The sequence below is a fragment of the Acinetobacter sp. Gutcm_16 genome, from assembly GCF_028649355.1.
Lineage (GTDB): Bacteria > Pseudomonadota > Gammaproteobacteria > Pseudomonadales > Moraxellaceae > Acinetobacter > Acinetobacter johnsonii.
The window spans coordinates 90,614-117,358 of sequence record NZ_JAQSUV010000035.1; the positions used below are offsets into that span (position 1 = coordinate 90,614).

30 protein-coding genes and 2 tRNA genes are annotated in these 26,745 nt (G+C 41.9%); 22 read left to right on the forward strand and 10 right to left on the reverse strand.

Translation table 11 applies throughout. The features are described from left to right. Nucleotides 1-41: 41 nt before the first annotated feature. Both PTT44_RS12815 and PTT44_RS12820 read left to right on the forward strand, forming a co-directional pair. Nucleotides 42-623 carry an NAD(P)H-dependent oxidoreductase gene (locus PTT44_RS12815; protein ID WP_168158918.1) on the forward strand — a complete coding sequence of 194 codons (582 nt, stop codon included), beginning with the start codon at nt 42-44 and terminating at the stop codon, nt 621-623. Nucleotides 624-638: 15 nt separating this feature from the next. Next, entirely contained in the window at nt 639-950 is a 312-nt protein-coding gene (locus PTT44_RS12820; RefSeq protein ID WP_168158917.1) for a putative quinol monooxygenase, read from the forward strand. Between the two features lie 40 nt (nt 951-990). On the opposite strand, the gene PTT44_RS12825 is transcribed toward PTT44_RS12820, so the two are convergent. The 6 genes from PTT44_RS12825 to PTT44_RS12850 all read right to left on the reverse strand — a co-directional run bounded on the left by PTT44_RS12825 (nt 991) and on the right by PTT44_RS12850 (nt 4,647). Next, complete coding sequence (locus PTT44_RS12825) at nt 991-1,716, reverse strand: hypothetical protein (RefSeq protein ID WP_168158916.1); 726 nt, start codon at nt 1,714-1,716, stop codon at nt 991-993. A gap of 185 nt (nt 1,717-1,901) precedes the next feature. Further along, on the reverse strand, nt 1,902-2,687 hold the full coding sequence (locus PTT44_RS12830) for a thiazole synthase (protein ID WP_168158915.1): 786 nt from the start codon (nt 2,685-2,687) through the stop codon (nt 1,902-1,904). A gap of 12 nt (nt 2,688-2,699) precedes the next feature. Then, nucleotides 2,700-2,897: a sulfur carrier protein ThiS gene (gene thiS / locus PTT44_RS12835; RefSeq protein WP_004696245.1), complete on the reverse strand. Its 198-nt coding sequence runs from the start codon at nt 2,895-2,897 to the stop codon at nt 2,700-2,702. Between the two features lie 19 nt (nt 2,898-2,916). Beyond that, the gene (locus PTT44_RS12840; RefSeq protein WP_062033855.1) at nt 2,917-3,282 is read right to left on the reverse strand and encodes a DUF423 domain-containing protein; all 366 of its coding nucleotides are present in this window, start codon (nt 3,280-3,282) and stop codon (nt 2,917-2,919) included. Between the two features lie 123 nt (nt 3,283-3,405). After that, on the reverse strand, nt 3,406-4,275 hold the full coding sequence (gene rpoH / locus PTT44_RS12845) for an RNA polymerase sigma factor RpoH (RefSeq protein WP_004982243.1): 870 nt from the start codon (nt 4,273-4,275) through the stop codon (nt 3,406-3,408). Between the two features lie 138 nt (nt 4,276-4,413). After that, on the reverse strand, nt 4,414-4,647 hold the full coding sequence (locus PTT44_RS12850) for a sulfurtransferase TusA family protein (protein WP_168158914.1): 234 nt from the start codon (nt 4,645-4,647) through the stop codon (nt 4,414-4,416). A 391-nt stretch (nt 4,648-5,038) separates the two neighbouring features. On the opposite strand from PTT44_RS12850, the gene PTT44_RS12855 reads away from it, so the two are divergent. Next, nucleotides 5,039-5,251, forward strand: a complete 213-nt coding sequence (locus PTT44_RS12855) for a cold-shock protein (protein ID WP_004648643.1) — start codon at nt 5,039-5,041, stop codon at nt 5,249-5,251. Nucleotides 5,252-5,348: 97 nt separating this feature from the next. Next, nucleotides 5,349-6,500: an ATP-dependent RNA helicase RhlB gene (gene rhlB / locus PTT44_RS12860; protein WP_005400612.1), complete on the forward strand. Its 1,152-nt coding sequence runs from the start codon at nt 5,349-5,351 to the stop codon at nt 6,498-6,500. Between the two features lie 59 nt (nt 6,501-6,559). On the opposite strand, the gene PTT44_RS12865 is transcribed toward rhlB, so the two are convergent. Further along, nucleotides 6,560-6,940, reverse strand: coding sequence for a hypothetical protein (locus PTT44_RS12865; RefSeq protein WP_078388929.1), 381 nt, complete (start codon nt 6,938-6,940; stop codon nt 6,560-6,562). Between the two features lie 232 nt (nt 6,941-7,172). On the opposite strand from PTT44_RS12865, the gene PTT44_RS12870 reads away from it, so the two are divergent. From PTT44_RS12870 to PTT44_RS12925, 12 genes are all read left to right on the forward strand, one after another. Next, nucleotides 7,173-7,748, forward strand: a complete 576-nt coding sequence (locus PTT44_RS12870) for a nitroreductase family protein (protein ID WP_168158913.1) — start codon at nt 7,173-7,175, stop codon at nt 7,746-7,748. A 23-nt stretch (nt 7,749-7,771) separates the two neighbouring features. Continuing rightward, nucleotides 7,772-8,845, forward strand: coding sequence for an NAD(P)H-dependent glycerol-3-phosphate dehydrogenase (locus PTT44_RS12875; RefSeq protein WP_004982230.1), 1,074 nt, complete (start codon nt 7,772-7,774; stop codon nt 8,843-8,845). Nucleotides 8,846-8,947: 102 nt separating this feature from the next. Then, nucleotides 8,948-9,403: a phosphohistidine phosphatase SixA gene (gene sixA / locus PTT44_RS12880; RefSeq protein WP_168158912.1), complete on the forward strand. Its 456-nt coding sequence runs from the start codon at nt 8,948-8,950 to the stop codon at nt 9,401-9,403. A 30-nt stretch (nt 9,404-9,433) separates the two neighbouring features. Further along, nucleotides 9,434-10,573 carry a type II secretion system protein GspL gene (gene gspL, locus PTT44_RS12885; protein ID WP_168158911.1) on the forward strand — a complete coding sequence of 380 codons (1,140 nt, stop codon included), beginning with the start codon at nt 9,434-9,436 and terminating at the stop codon, nt 10,571-10,573. Continuing rightward, complete coding sequence (gene gspM / locus PTT44_RS12890; protein ID WP_168158910.1) at nt 10,573-11,052, forward strand: type II secretion system protein GspM; 480 nt, start codon at nt 10,573-10,575, stop codon at nt 11,050-11,052. The genes gspL and gspM overlap by 1 nt, the downstream gene beginning before the upstream one ends. 90 nt (nt 11,053-11,142) lie before the next feature. Beyond that, nucleotides 11,143-12,153 carry a quinone-dependent dihydroorotate dehydrogenase gene (locus tag PTT44_RS12895; protein WP_168158909.1) on the forward strand — a complete coding sequence of 337 codons (1,011 nt, stop codon included), beginning with the start codon at nt 11,143-11,145 and terminating at the stop codon, nt 12,151-12,153. Beyond that, nucleotides 12,150-12,734 carry a CvpA family protein gene (locus PTT44_RS12900; protein WP_004696270.1) on the forward strand — a complete coding sequence of 195 codons (585 nt, stop codon included), beginning with the start codon at nt 12,150-12,152 and terminating at the stop codon, nt 12,732-12,734. Before PTT44_RS12895 ends, PTT44_RS12900 begins: the two co-directional genes overlap by 4 nt. A 24-nt stretch (nt 12,735-12,758) precedes the next feature. Beyond that, complete coding sequence (gene purF, locus PTT44_RS12905) at nt 12,759-14,294, forward strand: amidophosphoribosyltransferase (protein ID WP_168158908.1); 1,536 nt, start codon at nt 12,759-12,761, stop codon at nt 14,292-14,294. A gap of 87 nt (nt 14,295-14,381) precedes the next feature. Continuing rightward, nucleotides 14,382-16,268 carry a M48 family metalloprotease gene (locus PTT44_RS12910; RefSeq protein WP_168158907.1) on the forward strand — a complete coding sequence of 629 codons (1,887 nt, stop codon included), beginning with the start codon at nt 14,382-14,384 and terminating at the stop codon, nt 16,266-16,268. A 132-nt stretch (nt 16,269-16,400) separates the two neighbouring features. Next, complete coding sequence (locus PTT44_RS12915) at nt 16,401-17,066, forward strand: hypothetical protein (RefSeq protein ID WP_062033874.1); 666 nt, start codon at nt 16,401-16,403, stop codon at nt 17,064-17,066. Nucleotides 17,067-17,068: 2 nt separating this feature from the next. Then, on the forward strand, nt 17,069-18,037 hold the full coding sequence (locus tag PTT44_RS12920; RefSeq protein WP_168158906.1) for a 2-hydroxyacid dehydrogenase: 969 nt from the start codon (nt 17,069-17,071) through the stop codon (nt 18,035-18,037). Nucleotides 18,038-18,121: 84 nt separating this feature from the next. Further along, the gene (locus tag PTT44_RS12925; RefSeq protein WP_168158905.1) at nt 18,122-19,561 is read left to right on the forward strand and encodes a M48 family metalloprotease; all 1,440 of its coding nucleotides are present in this window, start codon (nt 18,122-18,124) and stop codon (nt 19,559-19,561) included. Between the two features lie 168 nt (nt 19,562-19,729). On the opposite strand, the gene PTT44_RS12930 is transcribed toward PTT44_RS12925, so the two are convergent. Further along, complete coding sequence (locus PTT44_RS12930) at nt 19,730-20,176, reverse strand: GatB/YqeY domain-containing protein (protein WP_004982206.1); 447 nt, start codon at nt 20,174-20,176, stop codon at nt 19,730-19,732. Between the two features lie 33 nt (nt 20,177-20,209). Further along, nucleotides 20,210-20,425: a 30S ribosomal protein S21 gene (rpsU, locus tag PTT44_RS12935; protein WP_001136722.1), complete on the reverse strand. Its 216-nt coding sequence runs from the start codon at nt 20,423-20,425 to the stop codon at nt 20,210-20,212. Between the two features lie 145 nt (nt 20,426-20,570). On the opposite strand from rpsU, the gene tsaD reads away from it, so the two are divergent. Together tsaD and PTT44_RS12945 are read left to right on the forward strand one after the other, a co-directional pair. Beyond that, a complete protein-coding gene (gene tsaD / locus PTT44_RS12940) occupies nt 20,571-21,587 on the forward strand; it encodes a tRNA (adenosine(37)-N6)-threonylcarbamoyltransferase complex transferase subunit TsaD (RefSeq protein ID WP_125273486.1) in 1,017 nt (338 codons plus the stop codon). 546 nt (nt 21,588-22,133) lie between these two features. Further along, the gene (locus PTT44_RS12945) at nt 22,134-22,802 is read left to right on the forward strand and encodes an isochorismatase family protein (protein WP_168158904.1); all 669 of its coding nucleotides are present in this window, start codon (nt 22,134-22,136) and stop codon (nt 22,800-22,802) included. A gap of 159 nt (nt 22,803-22,961) precedes the next feature. Here the strand turns inward: PTT44_RS12945 and PTT44_RS12950 are convergent, their stop codons facing one another. Then, nucleotides 22,962-23,834, reverse strand: coding sequence for an ATP-binding protein (locus tag PTT44_RS12950; RefSeq protein WP_010327089.1), 873 nt, complete (start codon nt 23,832-23,834; stop codon nt 22,962-22,964). Nucleotides 23,835-24,038: 204 nt separating this feature from the next. Here PTT44_RS12950 and PTT44_RS12955 point away from each other — a divergent pair, with 204 nt between their 5' ends. From PTT44_RS12955 to PTT44_RS12970, 4 genes are all read left to right on the forward strand, one after another. Then, a complete protein-coding gene (locus tag PTT44_RS12955) occupies nt 24,039-25,550 on the forward strand; it encodes a DUF3336 domain-containing protein (RefSeq protein WP_168158903.1) in 1,512 nt (503 codons plus the stop codon). Next, the gene (locus PTT44_RS12960) at nt 25,525-26,349 is read left to right on the forward strand and encodes a serine/threonine-protein kinase (RefSeq protein WP_168158902.1); all 825 of its coding nucleotides are present in this window, start codon (nt 25,525-25,527) and stop codon (nt 26,347-26,349) included. The genes PTT44_RS12955 and PTT44_RS12960 overlap by 26 nt, the downstream gene beginning before the upstream one ends. Before the next feature lie 107 nt (nt 26,350-26,456). Beyond that, a tRNA-Leu gene (locus tag PTT44_RS12965) sits at nt 26,457-26,541 on the forward strand. A gap of 35 nt (nt 26,542-26,576) precedes the next feature. Continuing rightward, a tRNA-Trp gene (locus PTT44_RS12970) sits at nt 26,577-26,650 on the forward strand. The last annotated feature ends 95 nt before the right edge of the window (nt 26,651-26,745 follow it).

Genomic DNA, 26,745 nt, shown 5'->3' on the forward strand with positions numbered 1-26,745 from the left:
TTTATAGTGCCTGCATAGATTTTGGCTTTTAGGCTATTCCCATGAAAAATATTTTATTAATTAACGGTGCAAAAACTTTTGCACACTCGAATGGTCAGTTAAACGATACCTTAACTCAACTTGCACAAGAGGTCTTGTCAGGTCTAGGACATCAGGTTCAAGTGACCCGTGCCGACAGTGAATATGATACAAAAGCTGAAGTGGAGAAATTTCTGTGGGCAGACAGCGTGATTTACCAAATGCCGGGTTGGTGGATGGGTGCACCATGGACTGTGAAAAAATATATCGATGATGTCTTTACCGAAGGGCACGGTAGTCTGTATGCCAATGATGGTCGCTCACGTTCGGATGCTTCAAAAAAGTATGGTTCAGGCGGTCTGATTCACGATAAAAACTATATGCTGTCGTTGACATGGAATGCACCGATGGATGCATTTAACGACGCTGAACAATTTTTCCATGGGGTTGGGGTCGACGGGGTTTATTTACCTTTTCACAAAGCCAATCAATTTTTAGGGATGCAAACCTTACCGACGTTTATTGTCAATGATGTGATTAAAGCCCCTGAAGTTGAAGCCTATATGGCACAGTACCGTGACCATTTGACGCAAGTTTTTGCTTAATCGGGAGAAGTGACCATGTTAACTGTCATTGCTGAAATTATTTGTCATTCAGAGCAAGATTTTACAACGGTTCTTGATTCATTCAACAACATCCGTGAGCAAGTATTACAAGAGCCCGGTTGCCATCTCTATGATGTGCATATCGACCATCCTGCTGTTGAGAGTGCATTACAAACCAAAGTACCGTTTTCAATCATGATGTATGAAAAATGGGAAAGCATGAAGCATTTAGAAACACATATGCACAGTATCAATATGCAGCAACATGCTCAAGCAACTGAAGGTGCAGTTGCTCATGTACAAATTCGTATTTTAGAAGTGAAATAAGCTACACATATGAGTTTAACAGCGCTTTTCTTCGCTCTGTTTATTTAAACTCCAGTGGCTCATTGAACTGAACCTGTTCGAGTTTCAATGTGTAGCGCTGTTTGAGTGTTGTCCATTGAACTTTGACAGGTTGAGTGCTTTCAGCAAACTCATTTTGGCCTGTCGTACTTTTTACTTTGCCTGTCATAAAATTAATACTTCGCGCCGTGATGTCGCCTGATGCACGGTGGAAATCATCGACATCATAACCAATCAGTTTAAATGCACGGTCTTGGTATCGGAAGGTATACGTGTGATTGGTCACATACCACGAACCACAGCTTAACCAGTAGTGCAGATGAATTTTGAGCACACCTTTTTGAATGCTTAACGCTTCAGTCTCACCGAGTGGATCAGCAAGGCAAGGGGACTCTATATCGCCTTCTGTCGGCAAAGTAGTATTAGTTGCCGCAAGTTGATAACCATGCGTTTGCTTCAATAAAACCAAAAGCTTTCGTTCATTGATATTGAGGACATCACTCCCTAAGCGATCATTTTTAACAATATGTTCAGGATTGGTGTCTTCAATAATCAGGGCAATATCCGCTTGACCATCTTGGTTTAAATCGCCTTGGACTTTTTCTAAAATCTTCCAGTTTTTTGGCACAAAAGATTGGTAGCTCGTTTTGAGCGTAGGTTTTGCCTCTACTTTGGCCCAAGTACTGTTGGTAAAAGTTATGAAAAATAGGGCATTGACTATGTGTGTTGGTCTAATCCATTTTTGCATGGGCATCATTTCCTCTCATTTTTATATGGTTATCGATGTTAATAAATAAAGATGGTTGAGTGTATCAAAGCGTGTGGTGAAATGTCCTTACAAACTAGGTGATCATAAAGTGTTGTCCTAGTGTTGAGATAAATAAAAAAGGACTCCGAAGAGTCCTTTTTGATTGCTTAACACAGATTAAGACATTACTTAAAGAAATAACCTGTTTCTGGTGAGCTTGCATTGGCCATACGTTTGCGAGGCATACGACCTGCGAGGAAGGCTTCTCGACCCGCTTCAACTGCTTTTTTCATTGCAGAAGCCATTAAAATTGGATGTTGAGCGGCAGCAATCGCGGTATTCATCAACACGCCGTCACAGCCGAGTTCCATGGCAATGGCTGCATCGCTTGCCGTACCCACACCTGCATCCACCAATACTGGCACTTTGGCATTTTCTTTAATAATAGAAATCGTGTGTGGATTCAAAATTCCTAGACCCGAACCAATCAAACTGCCTAAAGGCATGATGGCAACGCAGCCCATGCTTTCAAGTTCTTGTGCCACAATTGGGTCATCCGAGGTATAGACCATGATTTCAAAACCATCGTCAATCAAGGTGCGTGCCGCTTTCAATGTTTCGGTAATGTTTGGATATAGCGTTTTTTCATCGCCCAATACTTCAAGCTTGACCAAGTTATGACCGTCTAATAATTCACGCGCCAACATACAGGTGCGCACGGCACTATTGGCATCAAAGCAGCCTGCTGTATTTGGGAGAATGGTGTATTTTTCAGGTGGGACCACGGACAATAAGTTTGGTTGATCAGGATGCTGACCAATATTGACGCGACGAATCGCAACCGTCACGATTTCTGCACCACTGGCTTGAATGGCCAAATCGGTTTCTAGCAGGTCCTTATATTTACCTGTGCCCACCAGTAGACGAGATTGAAATGATCTAGAACCAATGATGAGAGGGCTGTCTTGCATGTGAACTCCGTATTAACCGCCACCGACGGCATGAATAATTTCAATTCGATCCATTGCACAAATTGGAGTGTGTTCCAATTTACTTTTACTAATAATATTTTCATTTTGCTCAACAGCAAAACGTTTGCCTTCAAGTGCAAAGGTTTGCACCAGTTCAAGCAGGTTTTTACATTCGGTGTGCTGTAGTTCGCCGTTTAAATAAATCTGCATCGTGCTCATCTCTAGTTGTTTACTTGGCATATTTCATGGCATTCCATGCCAGAACCAACCAACCTGCAATCATCAATGCACCACCAATCGGGGTAATCGCACCTAGGCCACGCGGTAAGCCCAATGCCATGACATAGAGGGAACCACAGAAAAAGAAGATGCCGATTTGAATCAGTAAAAAGCTGGTTTTGATGGGAAGTTGAGGAATAACTTTGGCCAAAATGCCGAGCGCCAGTAAACCAAGCGCATGGTAAAAAAAGTAATCAGTTGCAGTTTGCCACCAAGCCAATTGGGCTTCAGTAGCACGTGCTTTGAGACCATGTGCGCCAAAGGCACCTAATATAACGGCAAACGCTAAATTCAGCGCTGAAATCGCAATCCACATATGCAATGCTTTACTTATATCACTGTGCGCAACAAAGTAGCATATTTTGAAGAAAGGTTAAAAGACAAAAAGCCTCATTTATTGGTAAAAAGAAAAGGGCATTTCGCCCTTTTCTGTATCATCTTAGTTTGATGACATTGCCACTTTAATTTTTTCCATGGCATTTTTTTCAAGCTGACGAATACGTTCGGCCGAAACATTATATTCAGCAGCCAGTTCGTGCAGTGTCGATTTTTCATCATCTAACCAACGGCGCTGTAAAATATTACGCGAACGGTCATCAAGTTGTTCCATCGCATCATGCAAAGCATTGGTGCTCTGTTCTTCGTAATCTTCTTCTTCAGCCAAACGCGCTGGGTCGTAGCGGTTATCTTCAAGATAGAGTGCAGGTGCAACATGGGTTGAACCTTCATCGTCATCATCGCCCTGAGCTTCAAACGCTGCATCATAAGCAGTTAAACGACCTTCCATTTCTAACACCTGTTCAGGTGTCACATTGAGGTCATTTGCAATCGATTGAGCTTCTTTTAGAGTGAGCTTTTTAGACGATTTTTTTAGACTACGTAAATTAAAGAACAGTTTACGTTGTGCTTTAGTCGTTGCAATTTTGACAATACGCCAGTTACGAATCACATATTCGTGAATTTCGGCTTTAATCCAGTGTACCGCAAAAGAGACCAAGCGTACGCCCATGTTTGGGTCGAAGCGTTTAACAGCTTTCATTAAGCCCAAGTTACCTTCTTGAATGAGGTCACCTTGAGGTAAGCCGTAGCCTGCATAACTGCGGGCAATATGAACCACAAAACGCAGATGCGACATGACTAAAAGTTTAGCGGCATCGAGGTCTTGGTCATAATAGTAGCGTTCAGCTAACTCTTTTTCTTGTTCCGCTGTCAAAATCGGGATTTGGTTGACAGTACTAATATAAGCGCCCAAGTTTACACCTGGTGCCGATAATGACAGGGGCATCAATTGATTGCTGCTGTCACTCATGTGTTCTCCTTAGGGATTTCATTTTTACCCAACAATTGAATTTATCTTAATCCAATCTTCCGCTGAATAATGGAAAATTGGGTATAGAAATGTAAACTTTTATGCAAATGTGAATAGACTTAGTGTAATTGAAAAGAATTAAGATTCAATGAAGTAGTGAAATTCATGCTCATTAATTTGTTTCAAAACGCAAGTTAAATGATGGATTTCGCAATAACGCGTGATATCGATCTGACTGTGTGGATCAGACGATTTTAATAGAAAATGCTGCGCCGGACTCTTCTTAAGTGCGCGTTTAAGCAACAACAGAGGCATAGGACATGGTTGCCCCATTACATCAATAATGTTGGTATTTTGTTCGATATCACTCATATAGCTTAGTAAGGCTTCACAACATTCAGGGTGATAGAAATAGTAGCAAATTCAGTGCCAAAACCCAAATATTTCATGTGTTATAGGCCTATAGTCGCTATATCTAAAATTACAAATAACTAGTTAAAAAATATGCTGAATTAAAAAGACGATTAATCAAAAAAAAGGGTATGAATTGTTTTTAACCCATGTTAAGCTCGTCGCGTACTGGGATTTAACACAACCATAAATTGTTTTAAAGCCTATTTTACAAATGGATGTAACCGGGATTTTGTTAATAGTTATACAGAATGATTACAAGCTTAGAAATAATAAATATTTTTAAACCTTGTTTGGTCTGCTGTTTGCAACACCGGGTGGTCCTTCTTTTAGATACAATGAGGATTAACTTATGACAGCTCGTGAACAAGGCGTAGTTAAATGGTTCAACGACACTAAAGGCTTCGGCTTTATCCAACGCAATGGCGGCGACGATGTATTCGTTCACTTCCGTGCAATCCAAGGCGACGGCCACCGTTCACTACGTGACGGCCAACGCGTTGAATTCAGCGTTGTAAAAGGTCAAAAAGGCTTCCAAGCTGAAGAAGTACAACCTTTAGACTAATTGTCTGAACGTACTTTAAAACGCCCCAATGTAAATTGGGGCGTTTTTGTTTATACTACAGATCAATTTTCGTGATTTTTCGTCAGAGCGCACTTATATGTCATCAGGTTTTGAAACCTTAAATTTACATCCTCAACTTAAACGAGCTATTGATGCTTTAGGTTTTAAGGATATGACGCCTATTCAGCAAAAGGTTTTAAAATTCACTTTGGCGGGACACGATGCAATTGGTCGTGCGCAAACAGGGACTGGTAAAACAGCGGCATTTTTGGTGAGCGTGATTAACGACTTGCTGAATAATCCAATTCAAGAGCAGCGCTACCGCGGTGAACCTCGTGCCTTGATTTTAGCACCGACTCGAGAGCTTGCACTGCAAATCGAAAGCGATGCGAAAGAACTCACAAAATTCTCAGATTTACATGTCGTGACGCTTTTAGGCGGCGTTGACTTTGATAAACAAAAAGCACAACTTGATAAAAAACCTGTCGATATTATGGTGGCGACGCCAGGTCGTCTGATTGACTTTGTTGAACAAAAAGAAGTTTGGCTCGACCAGATTGAATTTTTAGTGATTGATGAAGCCGATCGCTTATTAGATATGGGCTTTATTCCTTCAGTCAAACGTATTGTTCGTTTCTCACCGCGTAAGGAACAACGTCAGACTCTGATGTTCTCTGCAACGTTTAGTTACGATGTTTTAAACCTTGCGCAGCAGTGGTTGTTTGAACCTGTAACTGTTGAAATTGAGCCAGAGAAGAAGACCAATGCAGACGTTGAACAACGGGTGTACATGGTCGCAAAGTCTGATAAATATAAATTGCTACAAGACATTCTGCGTGATGAGCCCATTGAAAAAGTGATGATTTTCGCAAATCGTCGCGATCAAGTGCGTAAGCTCTATGACAACTTGAAGCGTGATGGCTATAAAGTGGTGATGCTGTCAGGTGAAATTGCACAAGACAAACGTTTGAAAATGTTAGATCAATTTAAAAATGGTCAACATAACATCATGATTGCAACCGATGTTGCGGGACGTGGTATCCATGTGGATGGTGTATCGCATGTGGTCAATTTCACTTTACCTGAACAGTCGGATGACTATGTGCACCGTATTGGTCGTACAGGTCGTGCTGGTACGCGTGGTGTGAGTATTAGTTTCTTATCTGAAGATGATGCGTTCTATCTACCCGAAATTGAAAAAGCCATTGGGCAAAAACTGCCACTGACACGTTTAGAAGGCTATTGCTAATCGTTTGACGTGTTTGGTGTAAAAAAACCGCTCAGATGAGCGGTTTTTTTATGGCATCTTTATTTTGCTTTACACGAAAAAGTCAGGACTGTTTGATAGTCACTGTCTTGGTTAATGCCTGAGTTTGTACCCGAAATAGAACCTAGTACAGATGCGGCTGCTTGGATCATTTTTCCAGTTTCATCGCTCACCACGCCTTTCAAAGCACCTTGATATTCAGTTTTTTCATCACTCACAATCGCTGTTGCTTTAGAGCCACACGTTTTAGCTGCTGCTTCAATGGCGTTGTTTTTTGCAATCAATGCAGTTTTCCCAATACCCGTAACTTCGTATTGATTGTCAGCTTTTTGGATCGCTAAAGAGTTGCTTGGTGTCGATGCACAAGCGCTTAGAAGTAGTGTTAGTGCTGCTGCTCCAGCAATAGCGATATTCTTTTTCATTTCATACCCCAGTCATGTTTTATTAAATCATTGTTTATTGGAACATAGCTTGTAGGATGAATCATGTAAGAAATGTATGAAAAATGCAGTCTTATCGAACAGTTTGAAAAGTGCTCAAAATTTTAAAATTAGTTTTGCCGAAACTGGGTATTTCATACTGAAGCCCTAGAGCAAACTTTTCAGAGTGTGCTACTCTAAAACGTATTGTTTAATTTGAAAGATTAAGAGCCTAATGACGGAACTCGCGGTAGATATCGTTCACCAGAATATGCATCAACGTCAATCGATTGGCCATTTGGTCGAGCCTGCTCCCAATGCAGAACAATTAGAGCGGGCATTTCAAGCCGCATTGACTGCACCAGATCATCATCGTTTAAAGCCGACACGTTTTATCGTAATTGCTGAAGATCAACGTGAGGCATTTGGTGAGTTATTGTCACAAGCCTTGGCTGATTTGGGTGAGACTGAGTCAGCACAGTTAGAGCGTGTTAAAAATCATCCTTTTCGTGCCCCATTACTGGTTTTGGCATTGACTAAATTTCAATCGCATCCGAAAGTCCCTAATTTTGAGCAGACTTTAAGTAGTGGGGCTACTATTCAGAATTTTATTTTGTCCCTACAAGCTCAAGGTTTTTCGAGTATGTGGCGTAGTGGGGCAGTGGTGGAGTCGGTGCATTTCAAACAGGCTTTAGGCCTCAGCGCAGATGATTTGATCTCAGGTATTTTATATATTGGTACGGCAGTTAAAGCGATTCCGCCACGTGCCGAAATTCAAACCCAAGATTATGTAAGTTATTGGAATCAATAGTTCCATTTTAGGATATAAAAATAATGTCAGAGTTGAAGTTTTCAGATTTGGTTGAACCTGTAGCAGTAGATCAAAAAACGGCACTACGTATTACCGTTTTGGGTGGTGGTAGTTTTGGGACAGCGATGGCGAATACCGCGGTTCGTAATGGCTGCGATACCATGATTTGGATTCGTGATGAAGCGGTTGCGGCTGATATCAATGCGACACATGTGAATAAACGCTATTTGCCCGATTTTAAACTTGAAGACGGTTTACGTGCAGTTTCAAATATAGAAGAGGCTGTTCGTGATCGCGATATTATTTTGGTGGCGATTCCGAGTCATTCTTTCCGTGATGTACTCAAACAAATTAAACCGTTTATTACTTCGCAAGCCGTGGTGTCTTTGACCAAGGGTATCGAAGCGAATACTTTTAGTTTTATGAGTGATATTATTCGCTCAGAGCTACCAGAAGTGCCTTATGGCGTGTTATCTGGGCCAAACTTAGCCAAGGAAATTGTGGCAGGACAACCGGCTGGGACGGTCATTGCAAGCCAGTCTGACTTGGTGCGTTATGCGGTACAGCAAGCTTTACATAGTGCCTTGTTCCGTGTTTTCGCCAGCGATGATGTGCATGGTGTAGAACTCGGCGGTGCGCTTAAAAATATTTATGCGGTTGCGATGGGAATGGCTGCTGCATACAAAGTCGGTGAAAATACCAAGAGTATGATTTTGACCCGTGCTTTGGCGGAAATGAGTCGCTTTGCTGTGAAGTTAGGGGCAAATCCACTGACCTTCTTGGGTTTGTCTGGTGTTGGTGATTTATTTGCAACGTGTAGCAGTCCACTGAGTCGCAACTATCAAGTCGGTTTTGCACTGGGTCAAGGTAAGAGCTTGGAACAGGCGACCACTGAATTGGGACAAACAGCAGAAGGCATTAACACCATTGTACAAGTCAAAGCACGTTCTGAAGAGCTAGATGTGTATATGCCGATTACTAGCGCTTTATACAGTGTTATTTTTGAAAATGCGCCACCAATGACAATTGCATTATCCTTAATGAAAAATGGACACCGCAGTGATGTGGAGTTTGTTTTGCCGCATCATGAGGTATAAAGTCACTTAAAAAACGAAATAAAATGAGCGTTTAAGTGGGTAGAATGACTGAATTGTCATAAAAATTAATTAAAATAATCAGGATTTGAATAAGGATTTTTTATGCAACTGACTTTGGTACGTCATGGCGAAGCTGCGCCACCGATCATGGGGAATGACACTAAACGCCAACTCACCGAACGTGGGCATGCACAGGCAGAGCAAACTGCTGACTTTTTAAAGTCACGGATCCAACCTGATGTCTTTGTAGTTAGCCCATTGCTGCGTGCACAAGAAACATTGGCACACGTTAAACAGCATTTTTCGGATGTGCCTGTTGTAATCTGCAATACCATTAAGCCGGATGATGATGCAAAAGCGGCTGTGGAATGGTTATCACATTTGCCGTATGAGTCTATTGTGGTGGTGTGCCATATGAATGTGGTGGCACATATGGCCTCGATTTTGGTGACAGAATCTTTCAATCCTTATGCTTTGGCTGAAGCGCGGATTTATGAGCAAGCGGTTATTGCGGAAGGCTTGTCGACACAAACAAAAGCATTTATACCTAGCATATAAAAAACGAATTAAAACGGCAGAATATAATACATGTTGCAAATTTGGATGCCCGAAGCCGATGGAACATGGCACTGGTCTATAGGGGAAAGATGGCAATCAGCTCATACAATTGAGCAATTGATCCAAGATATACAAGCGCATCATGGTGAGGAAGCAACTGTTTTCTTTCCAAGCCGTGATGTGCAAATTATTCAGCAAAATATGCCTATGGCCCAATACAAGCAGTTGGGGGCTGAAGGTGTGAAGTATTTGCTGGAAGAATATGTATTGAGCTCAATCGATCAGATGAAAGTATTACATCACTTTCAAGCGCCTGAGCAACTCACTGTTTTGGGTATTTCAAAGCATCGTTTAGAGACTTTACAGCATGCCTTGAGTTTGATTCCTGTGAAGCTGGTCAGCCTATTGCCTGATTTTCTGATTTTGCCTGTACCTGACGCAGAACAGGTAATCTTGGGCTATGTTGAAGAGCGACTTCTGTTTCGCGCTAATACTTGGTTGGGCGGATCAATTGATGATCTTGCTGTATTTTTAGATTATCAAGCAGTCAACCAAAAATATAAAATTTGTAACTTTAGTGCTTCGCACATGCATAGCTTAAACGCCAGTGTGACGCAGGAGCAGCTTGAGTCTTTCCATTATGAATGGATGGCATTGCCAAGAGCAAAACAACATCCATGGAATCTTTTGCCGAAGGTGAAAGAGCAACATGTTTCAACGGGCTATTGGAAAGCCTGTGCAGCGGTATTGGCTGCATTGATTGTGACGCAATTGACCTATGATGCGACCCGTTGGTATCAAAATAAAAAGCTTGCAGAGCAAGTGGCTGTTCAGGCGGTCGATCAATTTAAATATTGGTTTGGTGCGAACTATCCTGTGACCGAGCAAACGCTGCGAAGCCAGTTTGAATATCAACTGAATATGAATAAACAAGCGGATGCGCAAGCTTTGTCTTTATTGAGTCGCGTTGGGCCTGTGCTTATGCAACAGCAAATTGTGGCTAATCAGGTGGTGTATGAAGCGAATAGCCTAAATATGCAACTTAAAGCCAACTCGGCAGAGGCTTTACAGACACTCACTCAGCAGCTTAATCAACAAGGTTTTCAGGTTGAATTAGGCAATATTCAGCCGACCACGGGTGGGGCAATTGGAATGGTGAAAATACAATAATGAAAGCCATGCAAAATTTACAAACTGTTTTGGATCAGCGTTTAGAGCTGATCAGTACTTATTTTGATCGTCTTACACCGCGCGACCGTGTATTAGTCATCTTCTTGCTCATTTTCGTATTGGTGAGCTCGATAGGGGCTGCACTTTGGTATACCCATGCTGCGGCAGAGAAACAGCAAAAACGCGTGAACCAGCTCAAAGAAACCATGACATGGATGCAGAGCAATGCAGTCACCATGAAATCGAGCTCAGATGGTCAACTAACCCCGATGGAACAGATCCAGCGTATTGCACAGCAGCAAGGTTTGTCGGTTGCTTCGCAGCAGAATGCTGAACAAATTCAGTTGGTAGTAAGCCATGCCAACTATGTAGTGTTAGCCAACTTTTTGACCCAACTGACGCAAAATGGTTTGAGTATTGAAAAAATGGAGTTGGTCTCAGATGCAGGGCAGATTAAATTATCGGCTAGCGTTAAATAATCGCTAAAAATAAAGCCAGACGAAGCATGGTGTTTTAGCGAGGCTATGCCTATAATATGGCGACTTAAAAAGCAGTAGACTTTTACAGATATGTTGTATTCTCTTGCCCGCCCTTTGTTGTTTACTTTAGCACCAGAGCGTGCACATGAGCTAACACTATCGCTATTGAAATCAACGCATAAGCTAGGCTTAATGCGTCAAAATATAGCGGCTAAACCGGTGACATGTATGGGCATCGAGTTCCCCAATCCTGTAGGTTTGGCTGCTGGTCTAGATAAAAATGGTGCTTATATTGACGCACTGGCAGGTCTAGGGTTTGGTTTTATTGAAATTGGAACCATTACTCCGCGTCCACAGCAGGGTAATCCTCTGCCACGTTTATTCCGTATCCCACAAGCTAAAGCCATTATTAACCGTATGGGTTTTAACAACGATGGTGTGGATCAACTGATTGAAAACGTCAAAGCAGCAAAATTTAAAGGTGTTTTGGGGATTAATATCGGCAAAAATGCGGATACCCCAGTCGAAAAGGCAGTAGATGACTATCTCATTTGTTTAGAAAAAGTCTATAACTATGCGTCTTATATTACCGTTAACATTTCTTCTCCAAATACTAAAAACCTGCGTAGTTTGCAAAGTGGTGATGCTTTAACCGAGCTGCTAGAGACGCTGAAAAAACGTCAGTTAGAGTTGGCTGAAGAGCAACAGCACTATGTACCCTTGGTGCTGAAAGTTGCGCCAGATTTGGAAGCGGAAGATATTCAATTTATTGCGAAACAACTGCTTCAGTTTAAAATTGATGGTCTGATTGTGACCAATACGACTTTGTCTCGTGAAGGGGTGGAAAACTTACCTTTTGGTGATGAAGCGGGTGGTTTATCTGGTGCGCCTGTGTTTGAGAAAAGCACAGCGTGTTTAAAAGCCTTTGCTGAGGTTTTAAACGGTCAGATTCCTTTGATTGGTGTGGGTGGGATTTTGTCGGGTGAGCAGGCGCTTGCAAAACAAAATGCAGGGGCAAACCTTGTACAAGTTTATAGTGGCCTCATCTATACAGGACCAACCTTAATTCAAGACTGCGTCTCTGCAATGAAAACAACATGAATGCCATTGATATCTTCATATTGATTGTATTGCTCATTGGAGGGCTCAACGGTTTGCGTCAAGGATTTGTTAAAGCCTTTGCGAACTTGATAGGATGGATTTTAGCGCTGATTGTTGGTGCTAAATTTGCAAGCGTCCTAGCACCTTCGATGGTCTCACTCAGTGAAGATCCAGTGGTTCAAAAAATTGCAGCTTTTGCATTTATTGTATTGGTTATTGTAGTTTTGACGTGGATTGTCACGGCATTGCTGAATAACATATTGAAGAGTTTAAAACTCGGGCCTTTGAATCGATTAGCCGGCGGTGCTTTTGGTTCATTAAAAGGGTTGTTAATTGTTCTGATTACGATGCAGGGTGTCGGGTCTTGGGTTGAAAGCTCTCCATATTGGAGACAATCCAAATTTGTCCAAACACTTTTGCCTTACGCGCCATGGGCGATGGAGCTTTCTAAAGAGGCTGCAAGCGAGGCGATGTCACATATCAAGTCTAAAGATACACATGTATCTTCAGATTCTTCACCGAAAATTTCCTCGAAAAATGCTGAGGGACAGGGTGAGTCAACAAATAATCCTTTTTATTAATCCTAGCTTGTCTGCGAGGTTGCTATGTGTGGAGTAGTTGGTATAGCTGGTAAATCAGCTGTTAACCAAATGTTGTTTGATGCATTAACGATGTTACAACATCGTGGGCAAGATGCAGCTGGGATAGTAACCTGCCACGAAGGTCGTTTATTCTTACGTAAAGACAATGGTATGGTTCGTGATGTGTTCCACACTCGCCATATGCGTGCATTACAAGGTAATTACGGTATTGGGCATGTGCGTTATCCTACAGCGGGTTCATCGAGCAGTGCTGAAGCGCAGCCCTTCTATGTGAACTCACCTTACGGGATCACGTTAGCGCATAATGGTAACTTAACCAATGCTGAAGAAATTCATGACGATCTGTTTAAAACAGACTTACGTCATATGAATACGGATTCAGACTCAGAAGTACTGTTAAACGTGTTCGCGCATGAGTTGCAAAAACGCGGCAAATTGATGCCTACAGCAGACGACATTTTTCATGTGGTTAGTAAAGTACATGAGCGCTGTAAAGGTGGTTATGCCGTGGTTGCAATGCTTACTGGGCATGGCTTAGTGGGCTTCCGTGATCCAAATGGTATTCGTCCACTGATTTACGGTTCGCGTGAAACTGATGCAGGTATGGAATATATCATTGCATCTGAGTCTGTCGCTATTACGGCACTTGGCTTTAAAGTTGAGCGTGATATTGCGCCGGGTGAAGCGATCTTTATCGACTCACAAGGGCAGATGTTTAGCAAGCAGTGTGCTGAAGCGCCTGAATACCGCCCATGTATTTTTGAATATGTTTACTTTGCGCGTCCAGATGCGATTATTGATGGCATTTCAGTCTACAAAGCACGTTTAAAAATGGGCGAAAAGCTTGCTCAGAAAATCCTGACGGAGTGGAGTGAGGAGCACGATATTGATGTTGTGATCCCAATTCCAGATACCTCGCGTACTTCTGCTCTTGAACTTGCAAATATGCTGGGTGTGAAGTTCCGCGAAGGCTTTATGAAGAACCGTTACATCGGCCGTACCTTCATTATGCCGGGTCAGCAATTACGTAAAAAATCAGTCCGTCAAAAGTTGAACCCTGTTGAACTTGAGTTCCAGGGTAAAAATGTACTTTTGGTGGATGACTCAATTGTACGTGGTACTACGTGTAACGAAATTATCCAAATGGCACGTGATGCGGGTGCAAAAAAAGTCTTCTTTGCTTCTGCTGCACCGATGGTGAAATATCCAAACGTGTATGGCATTGATATGCCAGCAAAAGAAGAGTTGATCGCATCTGAGCGTACAGTTGAAGAAATTCGTGAAATTATTGGTGCAGATCGCCTAATTTTCCAAGATTTAGAAGACTTAAAAGCAGCTGTGCGCACCAGCAAAGTGCCAGATTTACAAGAGTTTGATTGCTCGGTATTTGATGGTAAATATGTTGCTGGCGGTATCGATGAAGCTTATTTAGATGAATTACAGGCAAAACGTCGTGAAACATCGAAAAAGAAAGACAGCTATATTGATGTCAATATTGATGCAGCTTCCGTTGATTTGACGGGTGTGAAAGAAGTCTAATTGATTTAGATTTGAGAAAAGCGGGAGTTTCCCGCTTTTTTCATTTATGATGGATTGATTCAAACAATGTAAGAAAAGGGATTTACATTGAAGGGTGTAAGTTATTCAATCATAAAGAATAAAAATATGTTGTGGTCTGCAAGTATTTGTTTGCTGGCGGTACTTTTGTCGCTATTTATTTTAAATACTGTGGCTGGACTGCTGGTTTTTTATTTTGATTCGAGTCAAAGCATTTTTTGGCATAGCTTGAGTATTTATATCATTGGTTTATTGCTCTTAGTGATGAGCTATTCCGTGGTGTATGAGCTGTATGTGTTCCGTTCAGGCGGACATAGTCTGGCCAAGCAACTGCGTGCACGACGTTTAAGTTTGATTGAAAGCACACCAGAAGAAAGTATTGCGCTGAAAATTACAGAAAAACTAGCGGATACTTTTTTAATTGAAACACCTGCTGTGTATGTTTTGCCCGATGAAGTGGGGGTAAATGCCTTAACTGCTGGTTTTTATCCCAAAGATATTGCGATTATTTTAACGTGGGGCGCACTGCAAAATCTCGATGAACTTGAGCTGACGGGTTTGTTGAATCATGAGTTTAATCAAATTTTATCGGGTGAGACCGCTGAAAACACACGGTTAAAAATTTTATATAGTGCTCTCACGACCTTTAGTCAGTGGGGCAGTAAAATTGCTAAATTGGGATTTTCAACCCATCATAAAAAGTCGCAAAGTTTTGAAACCACTTTTGTCGCAACAGGTGGTGTGATCTGGCTGATTGGTAGTTTGGGGGTGCTGGTTACCCGCTGCATTAAGTTTCTGACGTTGGGGGGGCGTACTTTAAAAAATGATATGAAAACACGTCGTCTGATGCAAAATGATGCCAATATTCAAACCTTGATGCGTATCTATGTGCATCACGCAGGTTCACAAATTCACAGTGAATACTCTGAATCGATTGCACACATGTGTTTTGCCAATTCATTAAGTGCGCAAAGTTGGATGAATATTCATCCAAGCATTGAAGAGCGTATTTATGAAATGAATCCGAATTTGGTTCAAGACATACAGTTAGAAAACCTAGAAAAACTGCGCAACCGTCCGTTATTTGGCTTGTTTCGTTCCTTAGAAGAGCAGTACGCAGATTTCCAAGCGCCTTGGACTTCACCGCAGCCTTTGCCCTTATTAAGACTGTCTCCAATTAGTTTTGCCATTAAAGATGCAATTAAACCGCTTAACCCTGAAGTACGTGCACATATTGAACGTCCAGAGCTAATTCAGCGTGCTTTACAGACCGCAACAGGATCACGCGAGCTGATGGTCGCGATTTTAATGATTCGCCAATTCCGTGAGTTTATTCCTGCTGAGGCTGAAGTCAGCCGTGCCATTGTTGATTCATTGTTAAACCTAGATGGTCGTGTTCATATTTCAATTTTCCATGAGGCATGCCGAAATATTGGTGGCATGCCAGCAACAATTGCACGCCAGTTTTTATTAAAGTTGGCGAGGATTATTCAGGAAGATGGTGAAATTGGACTGTTGGATGCGCTGTTGCTCGAACGAGTCAAGTTTGAGCTGAATTTGTTGCCTGTACATACACCTGCGGCCCTAGATGAAGTTAAACCGCAGATTGTGCGTTTAATTGATGCTTTGTTACATGTGCAACAAATCAATAGCGAAACACAGTTGGAGGTACGAGAGAAAATTTTACGTCGAGTTTTAACTGTGCAAGAGTTGGAGCAGTATGCGGAAATTTCAGATGAGCCGATTGATTTGGCTGAAATTTTAAATGATATGGCAGGGCTGCTGCTGCGAGATCGTTTGAGTATTTTGGGGGTGGCTGAAATTTGTCTATGGAATGACCGCATTATTACTCAAGATGAGCAGGATGTTTTGGAGTTGCTTTATTGGCGTCTCGGTTTTGACAGTGAAGAGATCGTTGAGCAAATGCAAAAGAAGAATCGCTTGATGATTGTTTAATTGAGTGGTGAATTTGGCCTTGAGCATGTTCTTGATATTTGCCTAGTGTCTATGCGAATAAAATGTGAAAAGAACAGCATCTCTAGGCATTTCTCGATAGAATATGCACTGAATTAAGTGTGAAGGTAAAAGATGATCGGGCATCAGCGTGAGGTTTTGGCGAGTTTAGGAATTGATTTGTGGGTTCCTGATTTTTTGCCGTCTCAACAAAATGTAGCCACATCGATCTGGCGAGATCAAAACGCGACTGAGATTATTTCTGAAATTGTGCGACCTCAGTCTCAGCCCGAAGCCAAAAGCATTCCTGAACATCCACCTGTAAAGAATAAGCTTCCACATCCAGCGCCTCTTGCTGAAATTGCAACACAACCGATTGAACAAGAAACTGTTACAGCATTAAAAGAAGAGATTGTCCGAGAGGCCATCCATGTTGAGGCTTTTCAGTTGCAAGCTGTTGCCTTGGAGCACTGCGCCTTGGTCATTGAAGCGACACAATTGAGCGTGGAGCAGCAACAGCTGTGGCAAAATATTGTGCAAGCCTTACCAGCGCAAAAGTATGCGCTGACTTGGCCTTTTCCTTTGTTGAACTTACAAGATGGGCGCGGTGTCCAGAGTTATATTCAAGGTTTCTTTGATGGTTTAAGTCAGGGTAAAACTGTTATTGCATTGGGCTCTATACCAAATGCTAATGGTATAAAAGTCACACAAGCAGCAAGCTTACAAGAAATGCTTGATCAGCCATTACTTAAAAAAGCCCTGTGGCACATGATGCGAGCAAAACAACAAAATATGGAATAGGTATGAAGCAGAAAGTCGTTGTTTTTAGTCAAATAGATGCAGAAGTATTACAGCGCCTAGAGCAGCGTTATCACGTGGTGGTCATCAACCCGAAAGCAGGTGATGTAAATACGCAAATCCGCGAGCAAGTTGCGGATGCGGATGCCATGATTGGTGCAGGGCGTTTACTTAATCAAAATAACCTAGAAACGGCGAAACAGCTCAAAATTATATCTAGTGTCAGTGTTGGCTATGACAACTATGATTTGAACTACTTAAACCAAGCAAAAATTTGGCTCAGTCACACCCCTCATGTGCTAACTGAAACGACTGCCGATTTGGCCTTTACTTTGTTGATGAGTGCGGCACGTCAAGTGCCTTATTTAGATCAATGGACCAAAACAGGTCAGTGGTCGCGTACTGTCGGGCAGGCACAATTTGGTCAGGAAATATTTGGTCAAACATTGGGTATTATTGGTTTAGGAAATATTGGTGCGGGAATTGCGCGACGTGGTTTTCATGGTTTCAATATGAATATTTTGTATCACGGGCGCCGAGAAAAATTAGAATTGGCTCAGCCATTAAATGCACGTTTTTGTGAATTAGATGAGCTGTTGGAGCAATCAGACTTCATTGTCGTGGCGGTTGATCTAAACGCGAATACGCAGCATTTGATTGATGCAGAAGCTTTTAAGAAAATGCAATCTCATGCCGTCTTTGTAAATATTTCGCGTGGTGCCGTAGTGGATGAACAGGCACTTATTCAGGCCTTGGAGCAAAAGCAAATTTTTGCAGCTGGGCTGGATGTTTATGAAAAAGAACCCTTACAAGATTCAGCACTGTTCCAACTGCATAATGTGGTAACGTTGCCACATATTGGTTCTGCAACATCTGTAACACGTAAAAAAATGGCAGAGTTGGCTTACCAAAACTTGGTGAAAGCGTTGGAGGGTGGTCAACCTCAATATGTGGTGAATCCTGAATTTAGATAAAAATTTGATAACACTTCATTGCATTTTCATTCAATTATCAATGTTATAGTCATTCGATTCCTTTAAATAAAGTCGGGGTGAGGGTTGAAGCGTTTTCTGTGTGCGTGCAGTTTAAGTCTTATTTCGACTGTTGGTTTTGCAGAAGGTCAATTTCTTACGAATGCCCCACAGTTTAATGTGCCTGAGATTGGTTCGGGTATAGGTTTTATTGATCAATATAATGAGCGCTATATTGGTGAAAAAGTTTATCGTGAAGTACAGCGTCAGCTACCTGTTACGCAAAATCCGTGGCTAGAAGATCAACTGATGAATGCTTTTTCAAGCATTTTGAGTCAAACCCAACTTGGTCAACCGATTGGTCTGGTGGTCATTAATGACCCGCAAATTAATGCCTTTGCAGTTCCGGGTGGCTTGTTTGCATTAAACGCTGGTTTGATTACCAATGCCAATAATATGGATGAAGTTGCTGGTGTAATGGCGCACGAAATTGCGCACGTCACACAGCGCCACTACAGCCGTTCGCAAGAGGCGTTTAAGGGGCAGGGATTACTCGCGCTGGCAGGGATTTTGGTTGGTGCTTTGGTTGCGTCTCAAGCCGATGGTGATGTCGGTTCAGCGGTCATGGTTGGTACGCAAGCCGCACTCATGGACAAGCAGCTGTCTTATAGTCGTAACCAAGAGCGTGAAGCTGACCGTATAGGGATGCAGTACATGTATAGCGCTGGTTATAATCCACAAAGTATGGCTGATTTTTTTGAAGTGATGCACCGTGCAACCAGTCGAGTGAGTTTTTTACCTGACTTTTGGTTCACACACCCACTCACGACTGAGCGAATGAGTGAGGCGAGACTGAGAGCGAATCAGTTGCCTAAAGTGAAATCTACTTGGCGTGATGAAGACTTTGAGATCTTGAAGCTGTATACCATGGTGATCTCGAATCAGGCGACAGAACAGCAACTACAGATGTTGGTAAGCCGTAACAGTTATGCAGCACACCTGGCTTTGGCCAGTTTTTACCTTAAACAAGGTGACTATAAGCTTGCTCAACAAGTGTTAGATCAGGCCAAGTCGGATCAGAAATTACATAATCTACAAATCTTAATTCAAACTGATATTTTGCTTGGACAAAATCGGGTGAATGAGGCTTTAGCAGTGATTCAATCACCTGCGAGCATCATGCCTGAAAATCGGGCTTTAAATTATAAATTGGCTGAAGTTTACATTCGTCAGAATCGACCTGAGCTTGCGCAGCCTGTACTCAATCGTTTTTTGAAAAATAATCCGCGTGATGTGAATGCGTGGAGACTGATGCAACAAGCCGCAAGTTTAGATAAAAAGTCGCCAATGCATACCATTAATGTTTTGCGCTATCGGGCTGAAGTGCAGTTTTGGTCGGGCTTTGAAGAAGAAGCGATTAAATCTTTATTGCATGCTCAGCGTCTAGCAAAAGATAATGAATCAATGTCAGCGACCATTAAAACGCGTTTAACCCAAATGCAAAAGGATCGACAATTTAGAGCTTAGAAAAGTGGCATTGCAAATAGGGGGGTAAAACAGAGATGAGTCAGGAGCTGTTTTAAAGCTGAGAATGAAGAGATAAAATAAAAGAAGAATAATAATTTTTATATAAAGTAGAACTTTGAACTGCCTTTTTAAGGTCAGTTCAACGTAATCGATTTAAAGATTTTTAAATTAAGCCAGTTTTGCTTTAATTTTTGCTGAAACTTGAGAAGGATCGGCGCGCCCGGCTATGAGCGGACGCAGAGAATTCATCACCTTACCCATATCTTTCATGCTAGTAGCTTCTTGCGCTGCAATCGTTTGCGCAATCATGGAATCAAGTTCTTCCTCAGTCATAGCTTCTGGTAGAAATTGAGATAAAACCTCAAGTTCGGCTTGTTCCTTACTAGCTAAATCTTCTCGACCAGCGCCTTCAAAGGCTTTGATCGATTCTTTACGTTGTTTAATTTGTTTTTCAATGACCGCAAGAACTTGAGCGTCGTCAAGTTCTTTGCGCTCATCGACTTCGATTTGCTTAATTGCCGCCTGTAGACCACGAATTACCGTTAACTTATCCATTTCTTTAGCACGCATAGTGGCTTTCAAAACTTCAGTTATTTGGCTTTTTAAAGTAGTCATTATTTAGTCCAGGCAGTCAATCACAAATTAATCTTAGTAAAGGCGAGTAGTACGTACTGATTCACGCGCCAATTTCTTTTGGTAGCGTTTAACAGCAGCAGCTTTTTTGCGCTTACGTTCTTGAGTTGGTTTCTCGTAGAATTCGCGCTTACGTACGTCAGCTAAAACGCCCGCTTTTTCGCATGAACGTTTGAAACGACGGATAGCTACGTCTACTGGTTCGCCTTCTTTCAATTTAACTTGTGGCATGAAGAATCCTCATTAAGTTATGGATAAGATCTGGGCGATATTGCCCTGATCACAAGTGAAGGTCAGTATTTTACTCATTTACATCTCATACCACAAGTCTATAATGGTTCACGCAATAGATTTGATACAGGTTATAGGCAGTTTAATGATCGTTTTAGGCTTAGAAACATCTTGTGATGAAACAGGACTTGCCCTTTATGACAGCGAGTTGGGTTTGCGTGGGCAAGTGCTGTACAGCCAAATTAAACTGCATGCAGAGTATGGTGGTGTAGTGCCGGAGTTGGCATCGCGTGACCATGTGCGTAAGCTGATTCCATTGATGAATCAACTGCTTGAAGAAAGTGGTGTAAAAAAATCTGAAATTGATGCCGTGGCATATACGCGTGGCCCGGGGCTGATGGGTGCGTTGATGACAGGCGCGCTGTTTGGTCGAACTTTGGCCTTTGCTTTAAATAAACCTGCAATTGGTGTGCATCATATGGAAGGGCATATGTTGGCACCACTTTTATCGGAAACGCCGCCAGAATTTCCTTTTGTAGCACTTTTGGTCTCAGGTGGACATTCTCAATTGATGGCCGCCTATGGGATTGGGCAGTATGAATTATTGGGTGAATCAATTGATGATGCTGCAGGTGAGGCCTTTGATAAGGTTGCGAAAATGATGGGATTACCGTATCCAGGTGGCCCAAATATTTCAAAACTGGCTGAGCAAGGTGATCCGAATGCCTTTGCTTTCCCACGTCCAATGCTGCATCAAGGTTTGGAGTTTTCATTTAGTGGTTTAAAAACAGCCGTATCTGTGCAAATGAAAAAACTCGGTGACGAAAACCGTGATGCGGATATTGCAGCGAGTTTCCAAGAAGCCATTGTGGATACCTTGGTTAAAAAATCTGTGAAAGCGTTGAAGCAAACAGGTTTAAAACGCTTAGTGATCGCAGGTGGTGTCAGTGCCAATAAACGTTTACGAGAGCGTTTGGAAGCAGATTTAACCAAGATTCGTGCTCAGGTTTACTATGCTGAACCTGCACTTTGTACGGACAATGGTGCTATGATTGCTTTTGCTGGTTATCAGCGTTTAAAAGCAGGGCAGCATGACGGTTTGGCTGTAACGACAACACCTCGCTGGCCAATGACTGAGTTGACCAATCCCAGTGAAGTCTAAGACTTTCATTTGATAAGCTTAAAGCCCGACTAAATGTTGGGCTTTTTTACATTTAGGTCTTTACCAAAGGGCTGTTAAAAATGCTCTGCTTAGACTTTAAGAATATTTTTTGACTTACTTAAATGTAGCTTAGCATCAAGTTAAAAGTATTTACCCATAGGTTTATCCATAGAAATTGGGGATAAGTATGCCTAGCGTAGTTTTTGATTGATCTCAAAAGATTAAAACTTTGAGTATTTTGACTTCAATTGAAATTCTATTTTATATGGTTTTAAGATATTGATTAATATTAATAGTTTGTATTTTTCTTAAGTTTTTATTTCTATACGAGGATAAAACTCAAAGCCACGAAGGCCAATTACAACACGTAACATGATTTAGCTTCCTGAGCTTAAGGATATTCTTTAGTTTATATGAAAGGCAGATATAGATTTTATTAAAAATATCTTGGTCGTATAAATCACAAAGCTATGACGGTCTGTCTTAGGAACTTTCATTACAACAATGGAAGTACATAATTAGAAGAAAATTTTAGAGGTGTTACCCATGGCGGCTACTAATGGAATGCTAGACCCTGATGATTCGATAATTCTATTGATTGATCATCAAAGTGGACTTTTTAATACCGTACGCGATGTACCTGTACCCGACTTACGCAATTATGTGATTGCAATTGCAAAAGCAGCAACTTTATTAAATATACCTGTAATTACTACGGCTTCTGTACCTGATGGCCCCAATGGTCCTTTAATTCCTGAAATTCACCACTTTGCTCCGCACGCAGTTTATGTACCGCGGACTGGACAAATTAATACTTGGGACAATCCATTATTTGTAGATGAAGTAAAAAAAACGGGTAGGAAGACACTGATTATTGCGGGAACACTGACCAGTGTGTGTCTTGCATTTCCAGCGGTGAGTGCACGAAAGGAAGGTTATAATGTGTATTGTGTTGTGGATGCATCAGGTAACTGGAGCAAGTTAGCCACAGATACAACGATTGCTCGTATCACACAAGCGGGCGCAATTCCAACTGATACTTTTGCAATCGTGGCTGAGTTAATGCGTACTTGGAACCGTCCGGAAGGCTCTCGTTTTGCTGAAATTCTTTCAGATCATGTCTGCCCAGAATATAAATGCTTGATGGAGAGTTATGCAAAAGCGCAAGCTGTGGTCAAAGATGGGCCAGAAACAAACTTGGATAAATATCAATAATCAGATCAAACCTATTTGAACTGATATTCATCCCTCATTTTTTTAAAGAAATAACCCAAATTCTAATGTGGAATTTGGGTTATTTCTTTGATTAGACTGAACTGTTAGTCGTAAAAATTAGATAAAATAGATGCTTAAGTTCCTATCAGTATTTTTATCCTAAAGCTGCTTTAATTGTTGTGAACCGACCCAGTGTTTAGAAAATTGATACGCGGCACGTCCAGAGCGTTGTCCACGCGCTTGACACCAACGAAGCGCTTCGGCTCGTACCATATCGTCCATGGCGATTTGAGCTTTTGCTAAGTAGTGCTGCACAATGTCCAAATATAAGTTTTGATCCATTGGATAAAAAGACAGCCATAATCCAAAACGATCGGAGAGTGAAATTTTTTCTTCAATCGCTTCTTGTGGATGCAGTTCAGTGTACTGCGGTACGTCGACTCGAGTCACAGGCGTGTTTTCATGCATAAACTCAGGCAGCAAATGACGACGGTTACTGGTGGCATAAATAATAAAATTACTTGAACCTGACTGCAAAGACCCATCTAGCACACTTTTTAAACTGCGATAGTTTTCATCTTCGGCGTTAAAAGCCAAGTCATCACAATACACAATAAACTTTTCAGGACGTTCTGCAATCAGCTTTTGAATTTCAGGCAGTTCGGATAAATCATCACGTTCAATTTCAATCAGCCTTAAGCCTTGCTCTGCGTATTCCGTTAATAAAGCACGCACAATAGAGGATTTGCCTGTCCCGCGAGAGCCTGTAAGCAGGACGTCATTGGCAGGTAAACCATTGAGAAACTGTTCTGTATTTTGCAGTACTTTTTCTTTTTGACGCTCAATGCCTTTTAAATCATTTAATTCGATTCGTTTGAGCTGATGAATCGCTTTTAATTCGCCATTTTCCCATTTAAAGGCAATCGCTGAAAAATCAGGTGCTTGTTTAACTTCTGGTAGGCTTTGCTGTAGTTGTTGGAGTACAGTCGATAGTGCTTCTAAGATATTGTTCGGTAGGTCAATGGTCGCCATGATTAATCAGCTTATAATTACACTTGTCGTCGATCTTAACATCCGATCTAGTCGTATCAAACCCTTAACGTGGTGTAGATTTGCCAATTTTAGGGTTGAAATGGCAATTGTAATGCTCACATAATTTGCACATAGTCAGTTAGACTGACGGTTGAACGTGTCAGTGAAATTTTAGGAAAACAAAAAAAGTGGGTGAGGATGAATATGTTGTTTAAAGATTTCACACGGGAAATCAACCCGCACCAAGCCTATCGAATCAAAAAACTGAAAAACCAATTGGCTCAGGCAGACAACTATACTGAGTGGAAAAGCATTGCGCTTAGAATTGATGAAGAGTCAGGGGCGCAAGAGTGGAAGTATGACAACTGTTCACCTTATTTCGATGCAGAAGTGATTACCCATCGTTTAGGGTTGTTGAAGCGTTATCGCCAACAAAAGCGTACGACCGATTTAATGTACCTGCTACGTGAAGGTCTGAGTTATGACATTGCCAATATTGCTCACCCCATGCTGTTTACTGCAACCTATGTCGGCACCAAGAAAATTATTGAAGACTATATTGAAGAAGTTAGTCGAGGTTTAGCATTTGTAGCATCTACGGATTGCCAGTGTTTAGATAAACAGCAAAAAATTGAATTTTTTCAGCACTGTCAAAAAGCTTTTGGGCAACCAGCCATGATGTTTTCAGGCGGTGCAACATTAGGACTGTTTCATACAGGTGTGTGCAAGGCTTTGCTTGAGCAAGACCTGATGCCGAAAGTGCTGTCTGGTTCAAGTGCTGGTGCCATTATGACAGCGATGCTGGGGCGAGCAACGCCTGCAGAAATGCTGAGCATCTTAAATGGTGAAAACTTTTTCACCGACGCATTTCAGTTTCGTGGTTTTCGTGAGGTATTAAAGGGCAATGGCGGTTTAGCAGATGTAAAGCATCTAAAAAACTTTTTAATTGCAAATTTAGGTGACGTTACCTTTGAAGAGGCATTTAAGCAGTCAGGCTTGTATAACAATGTCGCGGTTGCACCTTATGACGCCTCACAAAATCCGCGCATTATGAATACCTTTACTTCACCTGACTTATTGGTATGGAGTGCTGTACTCGCGTCTTGTGCAGTGCCGATTCTATTTCCACCAGTCAAGCTCACCAGTAAACGACATGATGGCTTATATACCCCCTATATGTCTTCTACTCGCTGGGTTGATGGCAGCGTGCGTAGCGATTTTCCGCAGGAAAAAATGGCGCGTTTATACAATTTAAACTACACCATTGCCAGTCAAGTGAACCCGCATGTGGTGCCGTTTATGCAGTCAGATGAAGCGCGGTTTCGGAAAGACATGTTGAGCTGGCCTGAACGGATTGTACGCAGACAGGGTAAAGTGATTAGTAAAGGGGTGATGGACTTTGCCCGTGAGCGTGTGGGTATGATTCCACCGATTCGTCGTTTACTGGATCATGGCTATGGCGTGGTCGATCAGCGTTATTATGGCGATGTAAACATTGTAGGGAAATATGGCCTGCGCCATTATAGCTATATGCTGCAAAATCCAAGACCACACTTATTTAAACTCTTACAACGTGAAGGCGAACGTGCAACTTGGCCAAAAATCTCAATGATTGAAACACATGCTCGTGTCGGGAAAACTATACAACATTGTTTAGAGGTCTTAACTGCATTGGATACGGCAGAGATGAATGAATCCGAATTCTTCGCAGTTTAATCGTCAAGAATTAAATGCTCTCGCGATGTCGCTTCATACTCCGACTCAGCGTTTGGGCTGGGGGCGAAGGCTTTATCGCTTTGAAGTTGCAGGGCAGGGGTATTGGTTAAAGTATCAGTCGCTATCAGAGCATGTGGCGCTAATTAACGGCTTTGACACTGAACTTAGTTTTTATCAACATGCACTTGCGATGCTGCAACTGCCGAAGTTCTTGCCTGAAGTGCAAATCCTTGAAAATTTTGAGCTTCACTCAGAGCAGGTGAAAGTCGCACTCATCTTAAAAGATGTTCCATCATTACTTATGGCGAATCCCCATCAGTTAAGTCGAGATCATGCCATTCATATCATCTTTAAAATGCTGAATGCAGTTGAAGAATTACATCAAATGGGTTGGATTCATGCGGATTTAAAACCTTCACATTTTTTGTTAGACGGTTCTACATGTAAGTTAATTGATTTTGAGCAGAGCCAAAGAATTGGTGAAATAAGCTGTCAAAAGGCTCTAACAGCGACACCGCGCTATATGGCACCTGAATTATTTCATGGTGAAGCAAAGACCGTACAAACAGACCTGTATGCACTCGGGATCATTCTACTTGAGTGGTTGACTGATCAACGTTTGCAGGCAGCAAGCTACCAAGACTGGGCGTATTTACACTGTCAGTCTTTGAAGATAGCACTTCCAGAACCTTTTCAGGGTTTTAGTCCATTATTACATGGACTTTTAGCTAAGCAAAAAAGCCAAAGATGGCAAAATACCATGGCTGCAAAACGATGCTTAATGACTGAAATTGAATGAGAAAAAGCCAAGTATAAAGTTTTTGTTTCTTATTTAATCAAATGAGTGTGTTTTTCTTAAAAATTGCTTGTCATGCGAAAATGATCCCTATAGTATACACAGCCATTGGGGACGTGGCGAAATTGGTAGACGCACTGGATTTAGGTTCCAGCGCCGCAAGGTGTGAGAGTTCGAGTCTCTCCGTCCCCACCATAAATCATTTGAATTAAGATGGTTTATAAGGCAATAGAGGATTGGTGTAATGGTAGCATGACGGTCTCCAAAACCGTTCGTCAAGGTTCGAATCCTTGATCCTCTGCCAACTTAAAGTCTAACGCAAAGTTAGCACCCTGATGGGGACGTGGCGAAATTGGTAGACGCACTGGATTTAGGTTCCAGCGCCGCAAGGTGTGAGAG

What these genes read in the sequence shown, in the direction of transcription:
- PTT44_RS12815 (WP_168158918.1), top strand. Translation starts at nt 42, where the DNA reads ATGAAAAATATTTTATTAATTAACGGTGCAAAAACTTTTGCACACTCG.
- PTT44_RS12820 (WP_168158917.1), top strand. Translation starts at nt 639, where the DNA reads ATGTTAACTGTCATTGCTGAAATTATTTGTCATTCAGAGCAAGATTTT.
- PTT44_RS12825 (WP_168158916.1), bottom strand. Translation starts at nt 1,716, where the DNA reads ATGCAAAAATGGATTAGACCAACACACATAGTCAATGCCCTATTTTTC.
- PTT44_RS12830 (WP_168158915.1), bottom strand. Translation starts at nt 2,687, where the DNA reads ATGCAAGACAGCCCTCTCATCATTGGTTCTAGATCATTTCAATCTCGT.
- thiS (WP_004696245.1), bottom strand. Translation starts at nt 2,897, where the DNA reads ATGCAGATTTATTTAAACGGCGAACTACAGCACACCGAATGTAAAAAC.
- PTT44_RS12840 (WP_062033855.1), bottom strand. Translation starts at nt 3,282, where the DNA reads ATGTGGATTGCGATTTCAGCGCTGAATTTAGCGTTTGCCGTTATATTA.
- rpoH (WP_004982243.1), bottom strand. Translation starts at nt 4,275, where the DNA reads ATGAGTGACAGCAGCAATCAATTGATGCCCCTGTCATTATCGGCACCA.
- PTT44_RS12850 (WP_168158914.1), bottom strand. Translation starts at nt 4,647, where the DNA reads ATGAGTGATATCGAACAAAATACCAACATTATTGATGTAATGGGGCAA.
- PTT44_RS12855 (WP_004648643.1), top strand. Translation starts at nt 5,039, where the DNA reads ATGACAGCTCGTGAACAAGGCGTAGTTAAATGGTTCAACGACACTAAA.
- rhlB (WP_005400612.1), top strand. Translation starts at nt 5,349, where the DNA reads ATGTCATCAGGTTTTGAAACCTTAAATTTACATCCTCAACTTAAACGA.
- PTT44_RS12865 (WP_078388929.1), bottom strand. Translation starts at nt 6,940, where the DNA reads ATGAAAAAGAATATCGCTATTGCTGGAGCAGCAGCACTAACACTACTT.
- PTT44_RS12870 (WP_168158913.1), top strand. Translation starts at nt 7,173, where the DNA reads ATGACGGAACTCGCGGTAGATATCGTTCACCAGAATATGCATCAACGT.
- PTT44_RS12875 (WP_004982230.1), top strand. Translation starts at nt 7,772, where the DNA reads ATGTCAGAGTTGAAGTTTTCAGATTTGGTTGAACCTGTAGCAGTAGAT.
- sixA (WP_168158912.1), top strand. Translation starts at nt 8,948, where the DNA reads ATGCAACTGACTTTGGTACGTCATGGCGAAGCTGCGCCACCGATCATG.
- gspL (WP_168158911.1), top strand. Translation starts at nt 9,434, where the DNA reads ATGTTGCAAATTTGGATGCCCGAAGCCGATGGAACATGGCACTGGTCT.
- gspM (WP_168158910.1), top strand. Translation starts at nt 10,573, where the DNA reads ATGAAAGCCATGCAAAATTTACAAACTGTTTTGGATCAGCGTTTAGAG.
- PTT44_RS12895 (WP_168158909.1), top strand. Translation starts at nt 11,143, where the DNA reads ATGTTGTATTCTCTTGCCCGCCCTTTGTTGTTTACTTTAGCACCAGAG.
- PTT44_RS12900 (WP_004696270.1), top strand. Translation starts at nt 12,150, where the DNA reads ATGAATGCCATTGATATCTTCATATTGATTGTATTGCTCATTGGAGGG.
- purF (WP_168158908.1), top strand. Translation starts at nt 12,759, where the DNA reads ATGTGTGGAGTAGTTGGTATAGCTGGTAAATCAGCTGTTAACCAAATG.
- PTT44_RS12915 (WP_062033874.1), top strand. Translation starts at nt 16,401, where the DNA reads ATGATCGGGCATCAGCGTGAGGTTTTGGCGAGTTTAGGAATTGATTTG.
- PTT44_RS12920 (WP_168158906.1), top strand. Translation starts at nt 17,069, where the DNA reads ATGAAGCAGAAAGTCGTTGTTTTTAGTCAAATAGATGCAGAAGTATTA.
- PTT44_RS12930 (WP_004982206.1), bottom strand. Translation starts at nt 20,176, where the DNA reads ATGACTACTTTAAAAAGCCAAATAACTGAAGTTTTGAAAGCCACTATG.
- rpsU (WP_001136722.1), bottom strand. Translation starts at nt 20,425, where the DNA reads ATGCCACAAGTTAAATTGAAAGAAGGCGAACCAGTAGACGTAGCTATC.
- tsaD (WP_125273486.1), top strand. Translation starts at nt 20,571, where the DNA reads ATGATCGTTTTAGGCTTAGAAACATCTTGTGATGAAACAGGACTTGCC.
- PTT44_RS12945 (WP_168158904.1), top strand. Translation starts at nt 22,134, where the DNA reads ATGGCGGCTACTAATGGAATGCTAGACCCTGATGATTCGATAATTCTA.
- PTT44_RS12950 (WP_010327089.1), bottom strand. Translation starts at nt 23,834, where the DNA reads ATGGCGACCATTGACCTACCGAACAATATCTTAGAAGCACTATCGACT.
- PTT44_RS12955 (WP_168158903.1), top strand. Translation starts at nt 24,039, where the DNA reads ATGTTGTTTAAAGATTTCACACGGGAAATCAACCCGCACCAAGCCTAT.
- PTT44_RS12960 (WP_168158902.1), top strand. Translation starts at nt 25,525, where the DNA reads ATGAATCCGAATTCTTCGCAGTTTAATCGTCAAGAATTAAATGCTCTC.